Genomic DNA, 17,859 nt, shown 5'->3' with positions numbered 1-17,859 from the left:
CTTACAGTTCAGCGACCAGTTTATCCACGATGTCGCTGTTAGCAGCTTCATCCACGGAACGTTCAATGATCTTCTCGGCGCCAGCCACGGCCAGCACAGCAACCTGCTTACGCAGTTCTTCGCGAGCGCGCTTACGTTCGGCGTCGATTTCAGCCTGAGCCTGCGCCACGATTTTGTTACGTTCCTGCTCTGCTTCGGCTTTTGCTTCGTCCAGGATCTGAGAACGGCGTTTGTTAGCCTGTTCAATAATCACCTGGGCGTCCGCCTTCGCCTTTTTCAGCTGGTCGGTCGCGTTGGCCTGTGCAAGGTCAAGATCCTTTTTGGCACGCTCTGCGGAAGCAAGACCGTCAGCAATCTCTTTCTGACGTTTTTCAATGGCAGCCATAATCGGCGGCCATACATACTTCATGCAGAACAGAACAAACAGGACAAACGCGATGGCCTGGCCGAGGATTGTTGCGTTAAGGTTCACAGCACAATGCCTCTTAATTAGTTAACGTTCTGATATTGCGTATCTATCTATACTCGAATGACAGCAACGCGCGAGTTACGCGACCGCAAACATCACGTACAGACCCAGACCCACAGCGATCATCGGAATTGCGTCCACCAGCCCCATAACGATAAAGAACTGAGTACGCAGCAGAGGAATCAGATCAGGCTGGCGCGCTGCGCCTTCCAGGAATTTTCCCCCGAGGATGCCGATACCGATCGCAGCACCGATTGCCGCCAGACCCATCATAATAGCGGCAGCCATGTACAGCAGATCCATATTCAGGTTTTCCATGACAGTCTCCAGTTTGTTTCAGTTTAAACGCAGTAGTGTTGTGTAAAATTAATGCTCTTCAGACGCCATCGACAGATAGACAATCGTCAGAACCATGAAGATGAAAGCCTGCAGCGTAACGATCAGGATGTGGAAAATGGCCCATGGCACATTCAGAATCCACTGTGACCACCACGGCAGCAGGCCTGCAATCAGAATGAAAATCAGCTCGCCGGCGTACATGTTACCGAACAGTCGCAGGCCGAGAGATACCGGCTTGGACAGCAAGCTTACGCCTTCCAGGATCAGGTTCACAGGGATGAAGATCCAGTGGTTGAACGGCTGCAGGGTAAGCTCTTTGGTAAAGCCGCCCACGCCTTTCATTTTGATGCTGTAGAAAAGAATCAGGATAAATACGCCCAGCGCCATCGACAGGGTGATGTTGACGTCCGCAGAGGGCACCACGCGCAGAGCCGGCAGCCCGAATACGTGCTCGCCAATATAAGGCAGCAGGTCGATAGGCAGCAGGTCCATCAGGTTCATCAGGAGCACCCAGACGAAGATGGTTAACGCCAGCGGCGCAATCACCTTGCTCTTACCGTGATACATATCCTTGACGCTGTTATTGACAAAGCCGACAACCAGTTCGACCGCCGTCTGGAATTTCCCCGGAACGCCACTGGTGGCGCCTTTAGCTACCTTACGGAACAGCCAAAGGAACAACAGACCCAGAACCACAGAGAAGAACATAGAGTCAATGTTAAGCGTCCAGAATGTGGCCGGGGGGTTATGCGGATCCACCAGCGAGAACGTACGCAGGTCAATCTGAAGGTTATTCAGATGGTGCCCGATGTAGTCCTGCGGGGTTGAGATTTCTCCTGCAGACATGATGCCTCTTACCCTTGGTTGTTAATTACAGCTGGCGCCAGCATCTGTACCACCAGCACCGATATCCAGGTCACGATCAACGGCAAAAATGCCGCCTTAAAACCAGCCAACGCCACCACCAGCAGGACAAAAGTCACGACCACTTTCACCGCTTCGCCCAATGCGAAGGACCAGGCCACGCGGCCTTTAGCGGGGGTGTGAGCCTGGTGGCGCCAGGCAAAAATCATAAACAGCGCATTCGGCAGCCAGGCTGCCATGCCTCCACCTAACGCGGAAGCGCCCCAAAAGGGACTTTTCAGGCAAAACAGCAGTCCGATTGCGACAATTGCCAGTAACTGAATAAGCAGAAGCTTGCGGGCCACGTTTCTATTCATGAGCGACACGGACATAGGTTCTCCACTTCTGCTCCCTTCGAGGTATACCGCGTGTCGTATCAAACTGTCTTTGGGGCTCTGAGTCAAGCATCAAAAAGCGGTCAAATTATACGGTGCGGCCTCGTGATTTCAAACCATAAGTAGCAAAAAGGTGAATAATTATTTAAAAAATTTTCAGGAGCCCATTTTCCAAACTTTTACAGAAACCCCACGGGCTCATTCAAAAGTGCAAAAAAGCGGAATCGACTGACAACAAAACGTGCAATTGATCACATAAAGCACTTTTCACTGTAAACTTTTTAAGCAATGCGTCGTCGGTACAAAAACTCATCCTGCTGATAAAAAAGATAATTTTATTCTATTGTTATTTAAACAGGGCTAAACAAGCAGAAATCATCCCATTGACATTTAAAACCAACATTTAACATCCCATTTTAAATTAGCCTGCCAAATTTATAGCGCCCTGATATTTTCCATGTTGATTATTATTCTGTGTTAGCAAAAAGCGCTACGTTAATCGGCAGGAAAACCTTTGTTGTTGTGAGGTTAAATGTAACCAACCATAACAAACCAATACCGTATAATTTTCCACCAAATGTAGCGCCTGTTAATCACTCTTTTTTTGATAAATATTAAGTTTTGTTTGGTTTGATTATCACCAGATGACGCTCGCCATCCAGCTCGGGAACATCCAGTTTAACCACCTGCTGAACGCTGACACTAGCAGGCAGTGACGATATCTCGTCATCGGGGCGCACGCCTTTCAGGGCATAGAAAGCGCCCCCCTCCCCCGGCAGCTGGTGACACCAGCTCACCATATCATTCAGCGAAGCGAAAGCCCGGCTAATCACTCCGTCAAATGGCGGTTCGGCCGGCCACTCTTCCACCCGGCTCTGAACCGGCGTCACGTTTTCCAACCCCAGTTCGTGCTGCACCTGACGCAGAAAGCGCACCCGCTTGCCCAGGCTGTCGAGTAAGGTGAAGTGAGCATCGGGGCGGACGATGGCCAGCGGAATCCCCGGTAATCCCGGACCGGTGCCCACATCAATAAAGCGCGCGCCCTGCAGGTGAGGCTCCACCACAATGCTATCCAGGATGTGGCGTACCAGCATATCCATCGGATCGCGTACCGAAGTCAGATTGTAGGCTTTGTTCCACTTGTGCAGCAGACCAACATAGTCCACCAGTTGCTGTTTTTGATGATCGGGGAGTTCGATACCCGCTGCGGCCAGCAGCTGTCCGAGTTTATTCAGCATGGTTATATCCAATAAAAAATGGGCAAGGTTCCCCTTACCCATATCGTCGATAATCCGTCAGGCGCTGCGGCGCAGCATCCCCTGTTTTTTCAGCCATACCAGCAGAATGGAGATCGCCGCCGGAGTAATGCCGGAGATCCGCGAGGCCTGGCCAATAGAAGCTGGCTTGTGATCGTTCAGTTTGGCGATCACTTCATTGGACAACCCCGTCACCTGGTGATAATCAAGGTCGGTCGGCAGTACGGTGTTCTCATTGCGCTGCTGCTTATCAATTTCATCCAGTTGGCGCGCAATATAGCCCGCGTATTTCACCTGGATCTCAACCTGTTCCGCCGCCCGCTCGTCTTCCAGCGCCGGAGCGAAAGGCGCATTCGTGGTCAATTTCTGGTAAGTCATTTCCGGACGCTTAAGCAGATCCTCGCCGTTTGCTTCCCGGGAAAGCGGAGAATTGACCAGCGCATTAACCGCCTCACCGGCTGCCGTGCCCGGATGCACCCAGGTATCCCGCAGGCGCTGGAGTTCGCGCTCGATATTCTCAACCTTCTGGTTAAAACTGGCCCAGCGCTCATCGTCGACCAGTCCCAGTTCACGGCCGATGGGAGTCAGACGCAGATCGGCGTTATCTTCGCGCAGCATCAAACGGTATTCGGCACGAGAAGTGAACATGCGATAGGGCTCTTTGGTCCCCAGCGTGCAAAGGTCATCCACCAGCACTCCAAGGTAAGCCTCGGCGCGAGCCGGTGCCCAGCCCTCTTTGTCGGCAGAGTAGCGGGAGGCATTCAACCCCGCCAGCAGTCCCTGGGCCGCGGCCTCTTCGTAGCCGGTAGTGCCATTGATCTGTCCGGCGAAGAACAGCCCCTGAATATGTTTGCTCTCCAGGGTCAGCTTCAGATCGCGGGGATCGAAGAAGTCATATTCGATGGCATAGCCAGGACGCACGATCTTCGCGTTCTCCATGCCTTTCATGGAACGCACAATCTGCATCTGGACGTCGAACGGCAGGCTGGTGGAGATACCGTTCGGGTAAATTTCGTTGCTGGTCAGCCCTTCCGGCTCAAGGAAGATTTGGTGAGCATTACGATCGGCGAAGCGCATGACCTTGTCTTCAATGGACGGGCAGTAACGCGGCCCCACGCCTTCGATCACTCCGGCGTACATCGGGCTGCGATCGAGGTTGTTACGAATCACCTCATGGGTTTTTTCGTTGGTGTGGGTGATATAACAGGGCACCTGCTGCGGATGCTGGCTGGCGTTCCCCAGGAAAGAGAAGACCGGTTGCGGATTATCGCCATGCTGTGGTGCCAGCACGCTGAAATCGATGGTGCGAGCGTCGATACGTGGTGGCGTACCGGTTTTAAGACGGCTTACGCGCAGTGGTAGCTCACGCAGGCGACGCGCCAACGGAATGGATGGCGGATCGCCTGCACGGCCACCGCTGTAGTTATCCATTCCGATATGAATTTTGCCATCCAGGAAGGTCCCGACCGTTAGCACAACCGCTTTTGCCCGGAACTTTAGCCCCATCTGGGTTACCACACCGACGGCGCGATCGTTTTCTACGATCAGATCGTCAACGGCCTGCTGAAAGATCATCAGGTTAGGTTGATTCTCAAGCGCGGTGCGTACAGCCTGGCGATAGAGCACGCGGTCGGCCTGTGCCCGAGTAGCGCGGACGGCTGGCCCCTTGCTGGCGTTTAGTATCCTGAACTGAATACCGCCCTGATCGATGGCCCGTGCCATCAGTCCGCCAAGTGCATCAACTTCTTTAACCAGATGTCCCTTTCCGATTCCACCGATCGCCGGGTTACAGGACATCTGCCCCAGAGTATCGATATTGTGCGTCAAAAGCAGGGTCTGTTGGCCCGTACGAGCGGCGGCCATCGCGGCTTCAGTGCCGGCATGGCCTCCACCAATGATGATGACGTCGAAAGGATCCGGATAAAACATGTTTAACTGCCTCGCGGTGTTGCGCATTGGGTTGGGAGCTCCCCGGGGCGGGAATTCTACTCAACTTTAGACTCCCGAGAAAGTGTTGGGATAGTCGCTTATTAAAAAGAAGATCTTTATATATTGGATCTGTTCTATTGTGATCTCTTATTAGGATCGACCGATCCTGTGGATAAGCAGGATCTTCCCAGATGGATCATACAATTAAGAAGGATCCTTTTCTGTGAATGATCGGTGATCCCGAACCGTATAAGCTGGGATCAAAATGGGGGTTTATACACAGGACAAAAACTGAACTGCGGTTGTACATTGGATAACTACCGCTTAATCCGAGCTTTTAAGCATAGTTATCCACAGAAGATCGTACGATCTTTACAATTCTCACAGCAATTTTTGCCAGGATCCCAGCCAGGCTTCCGCCGGATCCTCCGGAATGTCGTGCTGCTGGATGTCGATCTTCAGGATTTCGCCAGTACGGTGAGCCCCCAGATCGCTCAGCAGCGTATCGAACTTCTCTATAGCACCGCAGAAGGTGTCATATTCGCTACTGCCAATACCGATAGCGCCATAACGTAGCGCGCTAAGATCCGGACGCGCCGCGCTGAGTTCGTCATATAGCGGTTGAAGATTATCCGGCAGATCGCCTGCGCCATGCGTGGAGCTCACCACCAGCCAGGTCCCCGTCAGGGAAAGATCCGCAAGCGCGGGACCATGCAAGGTTTCGGTGGTATAGCCCGCGGTTTCCAGCTTTTCCGCCAGATGCTCCGCAACATATTCAGCGCTGCCCAGCGTGCTGCCGCTAATCAGGGTGATATCCGCCATTACAACGTCCCGTCGTTAATCAAAACGCCGCCATTGTACGCTGTGTACGTGATGGGATCTACCTGTGGACAACATGGGTATTAAATTTAGCCTCTCAGGGGGTAATTGTACGCATAATCGGGTTCTGTAAGGAGATCAGCGTCTCGGTAGACTGGATCTCATCAATGGTCTGGATCTTGTTGATAAGTACCTGTTGCAGGGAGTCGATAGAGCGGCACATCACCTTAATAAAGATGCTGTAGTGGCCGGTGGTGTAGTACGCCTCCGTTACCTCATCCAGGCTTTCCAGCTTTGCCAGCGCCGCCGGATAATCTCTGGCGCTTTTCAGGATGATGCCAATAAAACAGCAGACATCGTAGCCCAGTTGTTTTGGGCTGATGTCGATACGTGCGCCGGTAATGATACCTGCCTGCTTCATCTTCTCTACCCGCACATGGATGGTGCCGGGGCTAACGCCAAACTGTTTGGCCAGTTCGGCATAGGGAGTGCGGGCATTTTCCATTAATGCCGTCAGGATGCCGCGGTCCAGATTGTCGATCTGATAATTTTCCATCGCTTTTCCTTATGGGTATTGAATTATGTTCATTTTTATAAGGGATTAATTAGTGGATTATAATTGATATCGGCTTTTTTAATGATGAATATTGAATATGTGGCGGGTTTTGTTGCTTAATCGTCCCTATTGAATACAGGAGTAAAGACCATGAAATCCACCTGGATCGCAAAACAACGCCAAATCAGTTTCGTTAAATCCCACTTCTCCCGCCAACTGGAAGAGAAGCTGGGTCTGCTGGAAGTGCAGGCTCCCATCCTGAGTCAGGTGGGTGATGGCACCCAGGACAATCTGTCCGGTTGTGAAAAGGCGGTGCAGGTGAAAGTAAAGGCGCTGCCGGAAGCCCAGTTCGAAGTTGTTCACTCGCTGGCTAAATGGAAGCGTAAAACCTTGGGGCTGCACGACTTCAGCGCCGGTGAAGGGATCTACACCCATATGAAAGCGCTGCGTCCCGATGAAGACCGGCTTTCTCCGGTACATTCGGTGTATGTCGATCAGTGGGACTGGGAGCGGGTCATGGGCGACGGCGAACGTCACCTTGGTACCCTGAAGCAGACGGTTGAAACCCTGTGGCAGGCGATTCGGAATACCGAAGCCGAAGTGAGTCGCGAGTTTGGCCTGACGCCGTTCCTCCCAGCACAGATCCACTTTGTTCACAGCGAAGAGTTGCAGCGCCGTTTCCCGGATCTGGACGGTAAAGGGCGCGAGCGCGCTATTGCCCGTGAACTGGGCGCCGTATTTCTGATTGGCATTGGCGGCAAGCTGGCGGACGGTCAGCGCCACGACGTGCGTGCGCCGGATTATGACGACTGGACCACGCCGACGGCGGACGGTTTTGCCGGGCTGAACGGCGATATCCTGGTATGGAACCCGATTCTGGAAGACGCCTTTGAGATCTCATCGATGGGGATCCGGGTGGATGCTGAAACCCTGAAGCGTCAGCTTAAGCTGACCGGTGATGAAGATCGTCTTCAGCAATTGTGGCACCAGAGCCTGCTGGCCGGTGAGATGCCGCAGACCGTTGGCGGTGGCATTGGTCAGTCGCGGCTGGTGATGCTGCTGCTGCAACTGCCGCATATCGGACAGGTACAGTGCGGCGTCTGGCCTGCTCAGGTGCATGAAAGCGTGGACGCGCTGCTGTAATTTCCCCCGCCGGGCGGCATTCGTCGCCCGGCTTGTTTCACTTACGATCGCTTCGCTTCCAGCGCCGCAGCAGGCGGTTGCGCATGCCGGTATCAAAACGCCAGATATGATCGAAGATCCTCAGTATGCCGGGTTTACCGTGGGCGGACATCGCGACCGCGTGAAAGCACTGCTGCTGGCGGCGCTGTAGTGATTTCACCTTACGAATTACCTCATCCGGCAGACGCTGAGCGATAAAGTCGGAGATAACCACCGCATCGGCATCGTACCACTCGCCGTCCTGCATCTTTTCGATGACCGATCGCAGGCAGCCTGCCAGGTCGGTGCCGCCGCGAAAGTGCTGGCTCAGAAAGCGAATCGCCTGCTCGATACCGTCATCGGCGCTCAGTTCATAGCGCACCACCTCGCTGGAAAACAGCATAATAAAGCAGCGGCGTTTATCCGCCAGGGCTATACGCATCAGCGCCAGGCAGAACGCTTTGGCGCAGCGCTCATTAAAGCCGCCCATTGAGCCGGAGGTATCGACACAGACGATAAAGGGCCCGCGCGGCTGCTCGTCAAAATCCTGATGAATCACCGGGCGTTCGCTGATTTTTTCCTGCCAGGCGTCGCCGTGCAGCCGGTAGGTGATGAGCTGTTTTTCCGCCAGACGCCGGTAAAAGTCATACTCCAGCTCGCTAATCCCCAAAGTGACCAGCTCCGGCGGTAGCAGCCGCAGAATATCGTCGCTGTGATGTAGTCCTTCTACCTGTTCGGGCACTGAAGCGGGTACGCACACCTGCTGGCGCCAGATCTCCGTGGGGGCATCTGGTTTGGGGATCGATCGCGCTTCCCTGGATCGACCTAGCTGATCCGCCAGCGCCTGGAGTTCGGGCTGATGCTGTAGAAAATCGCCGTACTTTACAATCATCTGATAGTCGCCGCGGCCCAGGCGCCCGGCGCTCATATCCCACAGACGCCCGGCGGCATTATCGTTAGCCACCAGTACCGGATCTAACTGGCCGCTCAGCGCCAGGCGCTGCTGAATTTCCGCCAGTAGCTGTTCGCGTTCTTCTTCCAGCAGCTTTTGGCTTAGCGTGGTGGCCTGAACAATCAGGCTCAGGCGCCAGCGCTGCAGAAACAGGGTATGGAGCGAAGGAGTAAAAAGGGGATTATCTGCCGCCATCTGCTGGGCCTGGGCGGCAAAAGGTGAGGCCACCTCTGACAGCAGGGTCAGGGTAGAGGGTAACCGTGCGACAAAGTCCGGGGTTTCCAGTTGCTGGCAGGACTGATAGTGCAGAACTTCCCGGGCCAGCTGTGGCGGCACCCGGGTTTCATGTAGCCGCAGGCTCAGTTTTTCCCGCCAGCGCGGCACATCCCGGGAAACGGCATTCTTCAGACGCGGGAACTTTTTGAAGAAGCTTTCCAGCTGGGGGGCGGCCAGCAGCATGACGATAACCCCTTCTATCAGCTCCCCTTCGCTGATGGCGAGGATGGAGTCCAGCGCCGCCAGACTCAGCACAGTCGCGCCTGTTTTATCTGGGTTGCGACCTCTTCCAGACTGGCTTCTATCTGCCCCAGCCACTCCCGCGGGATAAACAGACACTTCTGCTGTTCATTGAAGTCGTGGTGTTGCTGGCGCCAGGTGTTTTCCAGTTCATCGAGCTGTTCGATAATCGATTCTGGTACGCCGGGCTTATGAGCACCCGGTAGCGCCAGGAACGTTTCCTGAAGGCTGACATCACGGATCACCAGATGGCGGTTGCCATCCACTTCCATATTCAGCGGCTGGGCGAAGCCAATACCGTTCAGCTTGCCGCGAATTTCACCGCCCTTCTGTAACCAGTTGCTCAATGCGCTACGGGTGATTTCCACGTGAATCACTTCCATCTCATGGAGTCGCAGCGGTTTTTGCAGCAGCAGGGTGAGGTTGGCGTCCTGCAGACTTTCCGGCAGGCTGTAGCTGTGGCGACGATTGAACATGCCGCTCTGGCGCTCTACCTTCAGCGCATCCCGATCGCTCTGGTGCTGTTGCAGCCGCAACAGATGCTGTTTGATGGCCCCCAGGCGGGACTGCATCGCCTGCTGTTGCCAGGCGCTTCCGGTCATCAATAACTCAACCTCTTTGTTGAGCTGATGCATGGTGTTGATATCGTGCCACAGGCAGTCTTTAAGCAGGATCAGATCGATGGGGGCTACCGCATCGCGGCCGCTAAAGAAGGCGCTGGCCTGCAGCAAGCGCAGCGCTTTTTTCCAGCGGCGGTCGGAAATGCCCGGTGCCTGAGGCTGTGCCTCCAGGCGTTCGCGCAACTGGAATATCAGTTCGAAGACGTGATCGGGCAGGGTGATTCGTGTTATCTCCTGCTGCCAGCGTTGATACTCTTCATCGCTGACCTGAAGCCCCGGCGCCACCGGGTTCTCTTTTTCGTCGTGCTGACTGGTCAGCATGGCGCGGAAGTTGCCCTTATCCTGTACCCGCTCCAGATTCAGGCGGATCAGCATGCGATCGTAGAGCGCTTCCAGACTGTTATCCGCTTCCGGCAGTTCGTTGGAAGCGGCAACCAGCAGACGCATAGGGATTTTCTCTTCCCGGGTGCCGTTACGGAAGCGACGTTCGTTAATGGCGGTCAACAGCGTGTTTAGAATGGCGGGGCCGGCCTTCCAGATTTCATCCAGAAAAACGATTTCCGCTTCCGGCAGATAGCCGTCGGTCAGTCGCTCATAGCGCCCTTCATCTTTCAGAGCCTGAATGGATAAGGGACCAAACACCTCTTCCGGCGTGGAGAAGCGGGTCATCAGGTATTCGAACGCCCGGGCGTTGCTAAAAGCGAATTTAAGACGCCTTGCGATCAGGCTTTTGGCGATGCCCGGCGGACCGAGCAGAAAAACGCTTTCGCCACTCAGGGCTGCCAGCAGACAGAGGCGAACGGCGTGGCTACGCTCATAGAGTCCACTTTCCAGCGCCTGGCTGAGTCGTGAAATACGTTCTGCTAAAAGTGGGGGCTGGGCCATAATAGACATCTGCATCCTTACCCGTAATAAAGAGCGAGTATAGTTGTTTACGTTAATACTCAGTAATAGCCTGAAGTGCGGTGCAATTTTCCTTAAAGCTGCACGATTAGGCCAGATCCAGGGGTACGATTTTTTCCATAATCGTGCATACTGTGCGCTTTTTGTGAACCAGGAAGCAGAAATTTCTCTCATTCTTCGCGGTCATACGCGATCGGGAAGGGTTGTTTCCTGACTTAAGATGACGCTATGAGCACTGATAATAAGCAAGCATTGCCAGCTATTACGCTGGCGGCGATAGGCGTGGTATATGGTGATATCGGTACCAGCCCGCTCTATACGCTACGTGAATGTCTGTCCGGTCAGTTTGGGTTTGGCGTTGAACGTGACGCTGTTTTTGGCTTTCTCTCTCTTATCTTTTGGCTACTTGTCTTTGTAGTCTCCATTAAATATCTGACCTTCGTGATGCGGGCCGATAACGCCGGTGAAGGGGGGATCCTGACGCTGATGTCTCTGGCCGGGCGTAATACCTCGGCGCGGGTCACCTCGATTCTGGTGATCATGGGGCTGATTGGCGGCAGCTTTTTCTACGGTGAGGTGGTCATTACCCCGGCCATTTCGGTGATGTCGGCGATAGAGGGGCTGGAGATAGCCGCCCCGGCGCTCGACCCTTACATTGTGCCGCTCTCGATATTGGTACTGACGCTGTTGTTTATGATCCAGAAGCACGGTACTGGCATGGTGGGTAAGCTGTTTGCGCCCATAATGATGACCTGGTTTATTGTACTGGCGGTGCTGGGCGTGCGTAGCATTATGGCTTCTCCTCAGGTATTGCAGGCGTTGAACCCCATGTGGGCTGCGCACTTCTTTATGGAGTACAAGGCCGTTTCATTTGTGGCGCTCGGTGCGGTCGTGCTGGCGATCACCGGCGTTGAAGCGCTGTATGCCGATATGGGCCACTTTGGTAAGCTGCCCATCCGTATCGCCTGGTTTACCGTGGTACTGCCGTCGCTGGCGCTGAACTACTTCGGTCAGGGGGCGCTACTGCTGCGTAACCCGGAAGCCATCAAGAACCCCTTCTTTTTACTGGCGCCGGACTGGGCGCTGATCCCTCTACTGATTCTGGCTACCATGGCAACGGTGATTGCTTCCCAGGCGGTGATTTCCGGCGTTTTCTCCCTAACCCGTCAGGCGGTGCGTCTGGGATATCTGTCGCCGATGCGTATCATTCATACTTCGGAGCGGGAATCCGGCCAGATCTACATTCCGTTCATTAACTGGCTGCTCTATTTCTCTGTCGTGCTGGTGATTATCAGCTTTGAGCATTCCAGTAATCTGGCTGCGGCTTACGGGATTGCGGTGACGGCTACCATGGTGCTGACCTCTATTCTTTCCTGTACCGTGGCGTGTAAGAACTGGCACTGGAATAAATTCCTGGTACTGCTTATTGGTCTGGCTTTTCTGTGTGTCGACGTACCGCTGTTTTCCGCCAACGTACAGAAGATCTTCTCGGGCGGCTGGCTGCCGCTGGCGCTGGGTCTGATCATGTTTATTGTGATGACCACCTGGAAGAGCGAGCGTTTCCGCCTGTTGCGCCGGATGCATGAGCACGGTAACTCGCTGGAAGCGCTGATAGCCTCGCTGGAGAAGTCGCCGCCGGTGCGGGTGTCCGGTACTGCGGTCTATATGTCCCGGGCGCTGAACGTCATTCCTTTTGCGCTGTTGCATAACCTGAAACACAACAAGGTGCTGCACGAACGGGTGATTCTGCTGACGCTGCGCACGGAAGATGCGCCTTATGTTCATAACGTGAAGCGCGTGTCCATCGAACAGCTGTCGCCGACCTTCTGGCGGGTGGTAGCCAGCTATGGCTGGCGTGAGACTCCGAATGTTGAAGAGGTGTTCCACCGCTGCGGGCTGGAAGGGCTGAGCTGCCGGATGATGGAAACCTCGTTCTTTATGTCCCATGAGTCGCTGATTATCGGTAAACGGCCCTGGTATCTGCGTCTGCGTGGCCGCCTGTTTCTGCTGCTGCAACGTAATGCGCTGCGGGCACCCGATCAGTTCGAAATTCCGCCTAACCGGGTGATCGAGCTCGGGACCCAGGTCGAAATCTAATGTCTCTTAAGGCTCCTTATTTATAAGGAGCCTTTTGTTTATATAGCTGAATCGATACAAAAATTCCTGTTTTGTTCCCGCCTGCGAAACGTTTCGATAGCGATCACACTTCTGCCATAACCTGATTGTTGTCGTGGGCGTTGTCTGATTACACTTTCACCAGCGAAACGTTTCGCTCGTGGAGTTACCAAAAAAATGAAAAAAGGCATTGTACTTAACGCTGAGATCTCCTCAGTCATTTCCCGCCTTGGCCATACCGATACGCTGGTGATTGGCGATGCAGGACTTCCCATTCCCCAGGGGCCTCAGCGCATCGATCTGGCTCTGACGCATGGGATACCTTCATTTATTCAGGTACTGGAAAACGTCTGTCAGGAGATGCAGGTTGAAGCTGCCATCCTGGCCGATGAAATAAAAAAATATAACCCGGCACTCCACGATCTGTTGCTCGAATTCTTTTTTCAATTGCAGCAACACCAGGGAAACACCATTGAAATTCGTTACACCCGACATGAGCAGTTTAAACAGCAGACAGCAACCAGCCTGGCGGTGATTCGCAGCGGGGAGTGTTCCCCGTATGCCAACGTCATTCTCTGCGCTGGCGTGACCTTCTGAGGCAGGGATGAACGCACTCTTACAACTTAAAGGGATCGATAAATCCTTCCCCGGCGTGAAGGCGCTCTCCGGCGCTGCGCTTAACGTCTATCCCGGTCGTGTGATGGCGCTGGTGGGCGAAAACGGCGCCGGTAAATCCACCATGATGAAGGTACTGACCGGTATCTATACCAAAGATGCCGGTTCGCTGTTGTGGCTGGGCAAAGAGACGGCATTTAGCGGCCCGAAATCCTCCCAGGAGGCGGGAATCGGTATTATCCACCAGGAGCTGAACCTGATCCCCGAACTCAGCATTGCCGAGAATATCTTTCTGGGCCGCGAGTTCGTGAACGGTTTTGGCCGTATCCAGTGGGGCAGGATGTATGAAGAGGCAGATAAGCTGCTGAAAAAGCTTAATCTGCGCTTTAACAGCCACCGGCTGGTGGGCGATCTCTCTATCGGCGATCAGCAGATGGTGGAGATTGCCAAAGTCCTGAGTTTTGAGTCCCGGGTCATCATTATGGATGAGCCTACCGACGCCCTGACGGATACCGAAACCGAATCGCTATTCCGTACCATCCGCGAACTTAAGTCACAGGGGCGCGGAATTGTCTATATCTCCCACCGCATGAAGGAAATCTTCGAGATTTGTGATGACGTGACCGTTTTCCGGGACGGGCAGTTTATTGCCGAGCGAGACGTTTCCACGCTAACGGAAGATACCCTGATCGAGATGATGGTTGGCCGTAAGCTCGAAGAACAGTATCCCCATATCGATAAAGCGCCCGGCGAGATCCGGCTGCGGGTGGAAAACCTGAGCGGTAAGGATCTGCATGATGTGAGCTTTACCCTGCGCAAAGGGGAGATTCTTGGGGTTTCTGGTCTGATGGGTGCAGGGCGCACCGAACTGATGAAAACCCTGTACGGCGCGCTGCCGCGCAGCCAGGGGCGCGTAACCCTGGACGGCCGGGAAGTTTATGCCCGCTCGCCTCAGGAGGGGCTGGCGAACGGTATCGTCTACATCTCGGAAGATCGTAAGCGTGATGGTCTGGTGCTGGGCATGTCGGTGAAAGAGAACATGTCGCTGACGGCGCTGCGTTACTTTAGCTACGCTGGCGGTGGTCTGAAGCACGGCGCTGAAGCGCTGGCGGTGCAGGACTTTATCCGACTGTTCAATGTGAAAACGCCATCAATGGAGCAGACCATCGGCCTGCTCTCTGGCGGGAATCAGCAGAAGGTGGCTATCGCCCGCGGTCTGATGACCCGCCCCGACGTCCTGATTCTGGATGAGCCGACCCGCGGCGTGGACGTGGGGGCCAAGAAAGAGATCTATCAGCTCATTAACCAGTTTAAAGCCGAAGGACTGAGCATCATCCTGGTATCCAGCGAGATGCCGGAAGTGCTGGGCATGAGCGATCGCATCATCGTGATGCATGAAGGCCATATTAGCGGTGAATTCACACGCGAGCAGGCCACCCAGGAAGCGCTGATGGCTGCCGCCGTTGGCAAGCTTAACCGCGTGAATCAGGAGCAATAATTAATGACCACCATCTCAAACCGCCGCTGGTTCAGCAAGGCGTGGTTAATGGAACAAAAATCGCTGATCGCACTCCTGGTGCTGATTGCGATTGTCTCGACGCTAAGCCCCAACTTTTTTACGGTAAATAACCTGTTCAATATTCTGCAGCAGACATCGGTCAACGCCATTATGGCGGTGGGGATGACGCTGGTGATTCTGACGTCGGGCATCGATCTTTCCGTGGGGTCGCTGCTGGCGCTGACCGGCGCTGTGGCGGCTTCCATTGTGGGCTTCGAGGTGAATGCGCTGGTTGCCGTGGCGGGCGCGTTGGCGCTGGGTGCGGCTATTGGCGGCGTGACCGGGATCATCGTTGCTAAAGGGCGGGTTCAGGCCTTTATTGCCACACTGGTGATGATGCTGCTGCTGCGCGGGGTCACCATGGTTTATACCGACGGTAGCCCGGTGAGTACCGGTTTCTCTGATAATGCCGATCTGTTTGGCTGGTTTGGTATTGGCCGCCCGCTGGGCATCCCTACGCCGGTATGGATTATGGCCGTCGTCTTCCTGGCGGCCTGGTACATGCTGCATCACACTCGTCTGGGGCGCTATATCTATGCGCTGGGGGGTAACGAAGCGGCGACCCGTCTTTCCGGTATCAGCGTTGATAAAATCAAGATCGTCGTTTATGCGCTGTGTGGCCTGCTGGCTGCCCTGGCCGGGGTCATTGAAGTGGCGCGTCTCTCTTCGGCCCAGCCGACGGCGGGCACTGGCTATGAGCTGGACGCTATTGCGGCGGTGGTTCTGGGAGGGACCAGTCTGGCTGGCGGCAAGGGGCGTATTGTTGGGACGCTGATCGGCGCTTTAATCCTGGGATTCCTGAATAATGGTCTGAATTTATTAGGCGTTTCTTCCTATTACCAGATGATCGTCAAAGCGGTAGTGATCCTGCTGGCGGTGCTGGTGGATAACAAAAGCAGCAAAGCATAACTCTACAGGACATCTGATATGAACATGAAAAAACTGGCTACCCTGGTTTCTGCCGCGGCCCTTAGCGCCACCCTTAGCGCGAATGCTATGGCGCAGGAGACGATTGCGCTGGTAGTCTCCACCCTGAATAACCCCTTCTTTGTCTCTCTGAAGGATGGTGCTCAGAAAGAGGCGAACAAATTGGGCTATAAGCTGGTGGTGCTGGACTCTCAGAATAACCCGGCGAAAGAGCTGGCGAACGTCCAGGATCTGACGGTACGCGGGGCTAAGCTGCTGATGATTAACCCGACCGATTCCGACGCCGTGGGGAACGCCGTGAAGATGGCGAACCAGGCGAAGATTCCGGTCATCACCCTGGACAGGCAGGCGTCCAAAGGTGAGGTGGTCAGCCATATCGCCTCTGACAACGTGGCGGGCGGCAAGATGGCCGGTGACTTTATTGCCAGTAAGGTGGGCGAAGGCGCGAAAGTGATAGAACTACAAGGCATTGCCGGAACCTCTGCGGCGCGCGAGCGTGGCCAGGGCTTCAAGCAGGCGGTGACCGCACATAAATTTGGTATTCTGGCCAGCCAGCCAGCGGACTTCGATCGTACCAAAGGGTTGAACGTTATGCAGAACCTGCTGACCGCGCATCCGGGCGTACAGGCCGTCTTCGCTCAGAATGACGAGATGGCGCTGGGGGCGCTGCGTGCATTGCAGACCGCGGGCAAATCTGACGTGCTGGTCGTGGGGTTTGACGGCACCGCAGACGGTATGAAAGCGGTACAGGGCGGAAAACTGGGCGCTACCGTGGCTCAGCAGCCGGAGCAGATTGGTATTATCGGCGTACAGACCGCGGATAAAGTGCTGAAAGGCGAGAACGTGGACGCTAAAATCCCGGTCGATCTGAAACTGGTCACTAAATAAGTCAATATAAAGAAAAGCAGGGCAAATGCGCCGCCTTTGGGCGGCGCACATAAAATGGATATCCATAATGAAAACCACAGGTCAGCTCGTTGTATTAGGCAGTATCAATGCCGACCATATTCTGAATCTCGATCGCTTTCCCATGCCGGGAGAGACGCTAAACGGTAACCACTATCAGGTGGCGTTTGGCGGTAAGGGGGCGAATCAGGCTGTGGCGGCCGGGCGTAGCGGGGCGGATATCGCTTTTATCGCCTGCGTGGGCGATGACGATACCGGCGAACGAATCCGGCAGCAGTTGGCAAAGGATCGTATCGATACGGTGCCTGTGGCGGTCATTAAGGGAGAATCTACCGGTGTGGCGCTGATCTTCGTTAACGCCGAAGGTGAAAACTTTATCGGCATCAATGCCGGTGCTAATGGAGCGCTTTCGGCTGAACGGGTGGAACAGCACCACGATCGTATTGCCGGGGCGCAGGCGCTGTTGATGCAGCTCGAATCGCCACTGGAAACGGTGCTGGCAGCGGCGCGTATTGCATATCATAACCAGACCCAAACCATTCTTAATCCGGCGCCCGCCAGCCCATTACCGGACGAACTGCTGGCGCTGGTGGATATCATCACACCCAACGAAACGGAAGCGGAGATCCTTACCGGCATTCACGTGGATGACGATGAGAGCGCGGCCCGGGCGGCGGCGGCGCTGCATGATAAAGGCATTTCTACTGTCCTGATCACCCTGGGAAAACGCGGTGTCTGGTTAAGTGAAAACGGTGCTGGCCAGCGGATCCCAGGTTTTAGCGTTAAAGCGGTGGATACCATTGCGGCTGGCGATACCTTTAATGGCGCGCTGATGACTGCGCTGCTGGAGTCCCGATCGATGGAGGATGCCGTGCGCTTTGCCCATGCGGCGGCGGCGATTGCGGTCACCCGTAAGGGCGCACAGCCTTCCGTACCCTGGCGCCAGGAAATCGATGCCTTTTTGCAGCAACAGGGGTAAT

The 17,859-nt window shown here is 54.8% G+C and carries 17 protein-coding genes; 7 read left to right on the top strand and 10 right to left on the bottom strand.

The window, feature by feature from the left end:
* Window position 1: 1 nt before the first annotated feature.
* The 8 genes from atpF to asnC form a co-directional block, all read right to left on the bottom strand.
* Window positions 2-472, bottom strand: coding sequence for a F0F1 ATP synthase subunit B (gene atpF, locus FEM41_RS05545; protein ID WP_138095042.1), 471 nt, complete (start codon window positions 470-472; stop codon window positions 2-4).
* Window positions 473-547: 75 nt separating this feature from the next.
* Window positions 548-787, bottom strand: coding sequence for a F0F1 ATP synthase subunit C (gene atpE, locus FEM41_RS05540; RefSeq protein WP_004393045.1), 240 nt, complete (start codon window positions 785-787; stop codon window positions 548-550).
* Between the two features lie 48 nt (window positions 788-835).
* Window positions 836-1,654 (bottom strand): F0F1 ATP synthase subunit A, encoded by an 819-nt coding sequence (gene atpB, locus FEM41_RS05535; protein WP_138095041.1) that lies wholly within the window; start codon window positions 1,652-1,654, stop codon window positions 836-838.
* Between the two features lie 8 nt (window positions 1,655-1,662).
* Entirely contained in the window at window positions 1,663-2,043 is a 381-nt protein-coding gene (gene atpI, locus FEM41_RS05530; protein ID WP_138095040.1) for a F0F1 ATP synthase subunit I, read from the bottom strand.
* Window positions 2,044-2,660: 617 nt separating this feature from the next.
* Window positions 2,661-3,284, bottom strand: a complete 624-nt coding sequence (gene rsmG, locus FEM41_RS05525; RefSeq protein WP_138095039.1) for a 16S rRNA (guanine(527)-N(7))-methyltransferase RsmG — start codon at window positions 3,282-3,284, stop codon at window positions 2,661-2,663.
* A gap of 57 nt (window positions 3,285-3,341) precedes the next feature.
* Window positions 3,342-5,231 (bottom strand): tRNA uridine-5-carboxymethylaminomethyl(34) synthesis enzyme MnmG, encoded by a 1,890-nt coding sequence (gene mnmG, locus FEM41_RS05520; RefSeq protein ID WP_138095038.1) that lies wholly within the window; start codon window positions 5,229-5,231, stop codon window positions 3,342-3,344.
* A 381-nt stretch (window positions 5,232-5,612) separates the two neighbouring features.
* Complete coding sequence (gene mioC, locus FEM41_RS05515; protein WP_138095037.1) at window positions 5,613-6,053, bottom strand: FMN-binding protein MioC; 441 nt, start codon at window positions 6,051-6,053, stop codon at window positions 5,613-5,615.
* A gap of 94 nt (window positions 6,054-6,147) precedes the next feature.
* Window positions 6,148-6,606 (bottom strand): transcriptional regulator AsnC, encoded by a 459-nt coding sequence (gene asnC / locus FEM41_RS05510; RefSeq protein WP_138095036.1) that lies wholly within the window; start codon window positions 6,604-6,606, stop codon window positions 6,148-6,150.
* A 150-nt stretch (window positions 6,607-6,756) separates the two neighbouring features.
* On the opposite strand from asnC, the gene asnA reads away from it, so the two are divergent.
* Window positions 6,757-7,749 (top strand): aspartate--ammonia ligase, encoded by a 993-nt coding sequence (gene asnA, locus FEM41_RS05505; RefSeq protein ID WP_138095035.1) that lies wholly within the window; start codon window positions 6,757-6,759, stop codon window positions 7,747-7,749.
* Window positions 7,750-7,786: 37 nt separating this feature from the next.
* Here the strand turns inward: asnA and viaA are convergent, their stop codons facing one another.
* Window positions 7,787-9,250 (bottom strand): ATPase RavA stimulator ViaA, encoded by a 1,464-nt coding sequence (gene viaA, locus FEM41_RS05500; protein ID WP_138095034.1) that lies wholly within the window; start codon window positions 9,248-9,250, stop codon window positions 7,787-7,789.
* The gene (ravA, locus tag FEM41_RS05495) at window positions 9,244-10,740 is read right to left on the bottom strand and encodes an ATPase RavA (protein ID WP_138099117.1); all 1,497 of its coding nucleotides are present in this window, start codon (window positions 10,738-10,740) and stop codon (window positions 9,244-9,246) included. Before ravA ends, viaA begins: the two co-directional genes overlap by 7 nt.
* Window positions 10,741-10,986: 246 nt before the next feature.
* Between ravA and kup the strand changes: the two genes are divergently transcribed.
* The 6 genes from kup to rbsK all read left to right on the top strand — a co-directional run bounded on the left by kup (window position 10,987) and on the right by rbsK (window position 17,858).
* Entirely contained in the window at window positions 10,987-12,855 is a 1,869-nt protein-coding gene (kup, locus tag FEM41_RS05490; protein WP_138095033.1) for a low affinity potassium transporter Kup, read from the top strand.
* 195 nt (window positions 12,856-13,050) lie between these two features.
* Complete coding sequence (rbsD, locus tag FEM41_RS05485) at window positions 13,051-13,470, top strand: D-ribose pyranase (RefSeq protein WP_138095032.1); 420 nt, start codon at window positions 13,051-13,053, stop codon at window positions 13,468-13,470.
* A 7-nt stretch (window positions 13,471-13,477) separates the two neighbouring features.
* Window positions 13,478-14,986, top strand: coding sequence for a ribose ABC transporter ATP-binding protein RbsA (rbsA, locus tag FEM41_RS05480; RefSeq protein WP_138095031.1), 1,509 nt, complete (start codon window positions 13,478-13,480; stop codon window positions 14,984-14,986).
* A gap of 3 nt (window positions 14,987-14,989) precedes the next feature.
* On the top strand, window positions 14,990-15,955 hold the full coding sequence (rbsC, locus tag FEM41_RS05475; RefSeq protein WP_138095030.1) for a ribose ABC transporter permease: 966 nt from the start codon (window positions 14,990-14,992) through the stop codon (window positions 15,953-15,955).
* A gap of 18 nt (window positions 15,956-15,973) precedes the next feature.
* On the top strand, window positions 15,974-16,861 hold the full coding sequence (gene rbsB / locus FEM41_RS05470; RefSeq protein ID WP_138095029.1) for a ribose ABC transporter substrate-binding protein RbsB: 888 nt from the start codon (window positions 15,974-15,976) through the stop codon (window positions 16,859-16,861).
* 67 nt (window positions 16,862-16,928) lie between these two features.
* A complete protein-coding gene (rbsK, locus tag FEM41_RS05465) occupies window positions 16,929-17,858 on the top strand; it encodes a ribokinase (protein WP_138095028.1) in 930 nt (309 codons plus the stop codon).
* The last annotated feature ends 1 nt before the right edge of the window (window position 17,859 follow it).

Source organism: Jejubacter calystegiae, assembly GCF_005671395.1.
Classification (GTDB): Bacteria; Pseudomonadota; Gammaproteobacteria; order Enterobacterales; family Enterobacteriaceae; genus Jejubacter; species Jejubacter calystegiae.
This window is presented reverse-complemented; position numbering and strand designations above follow the sequence as displayed.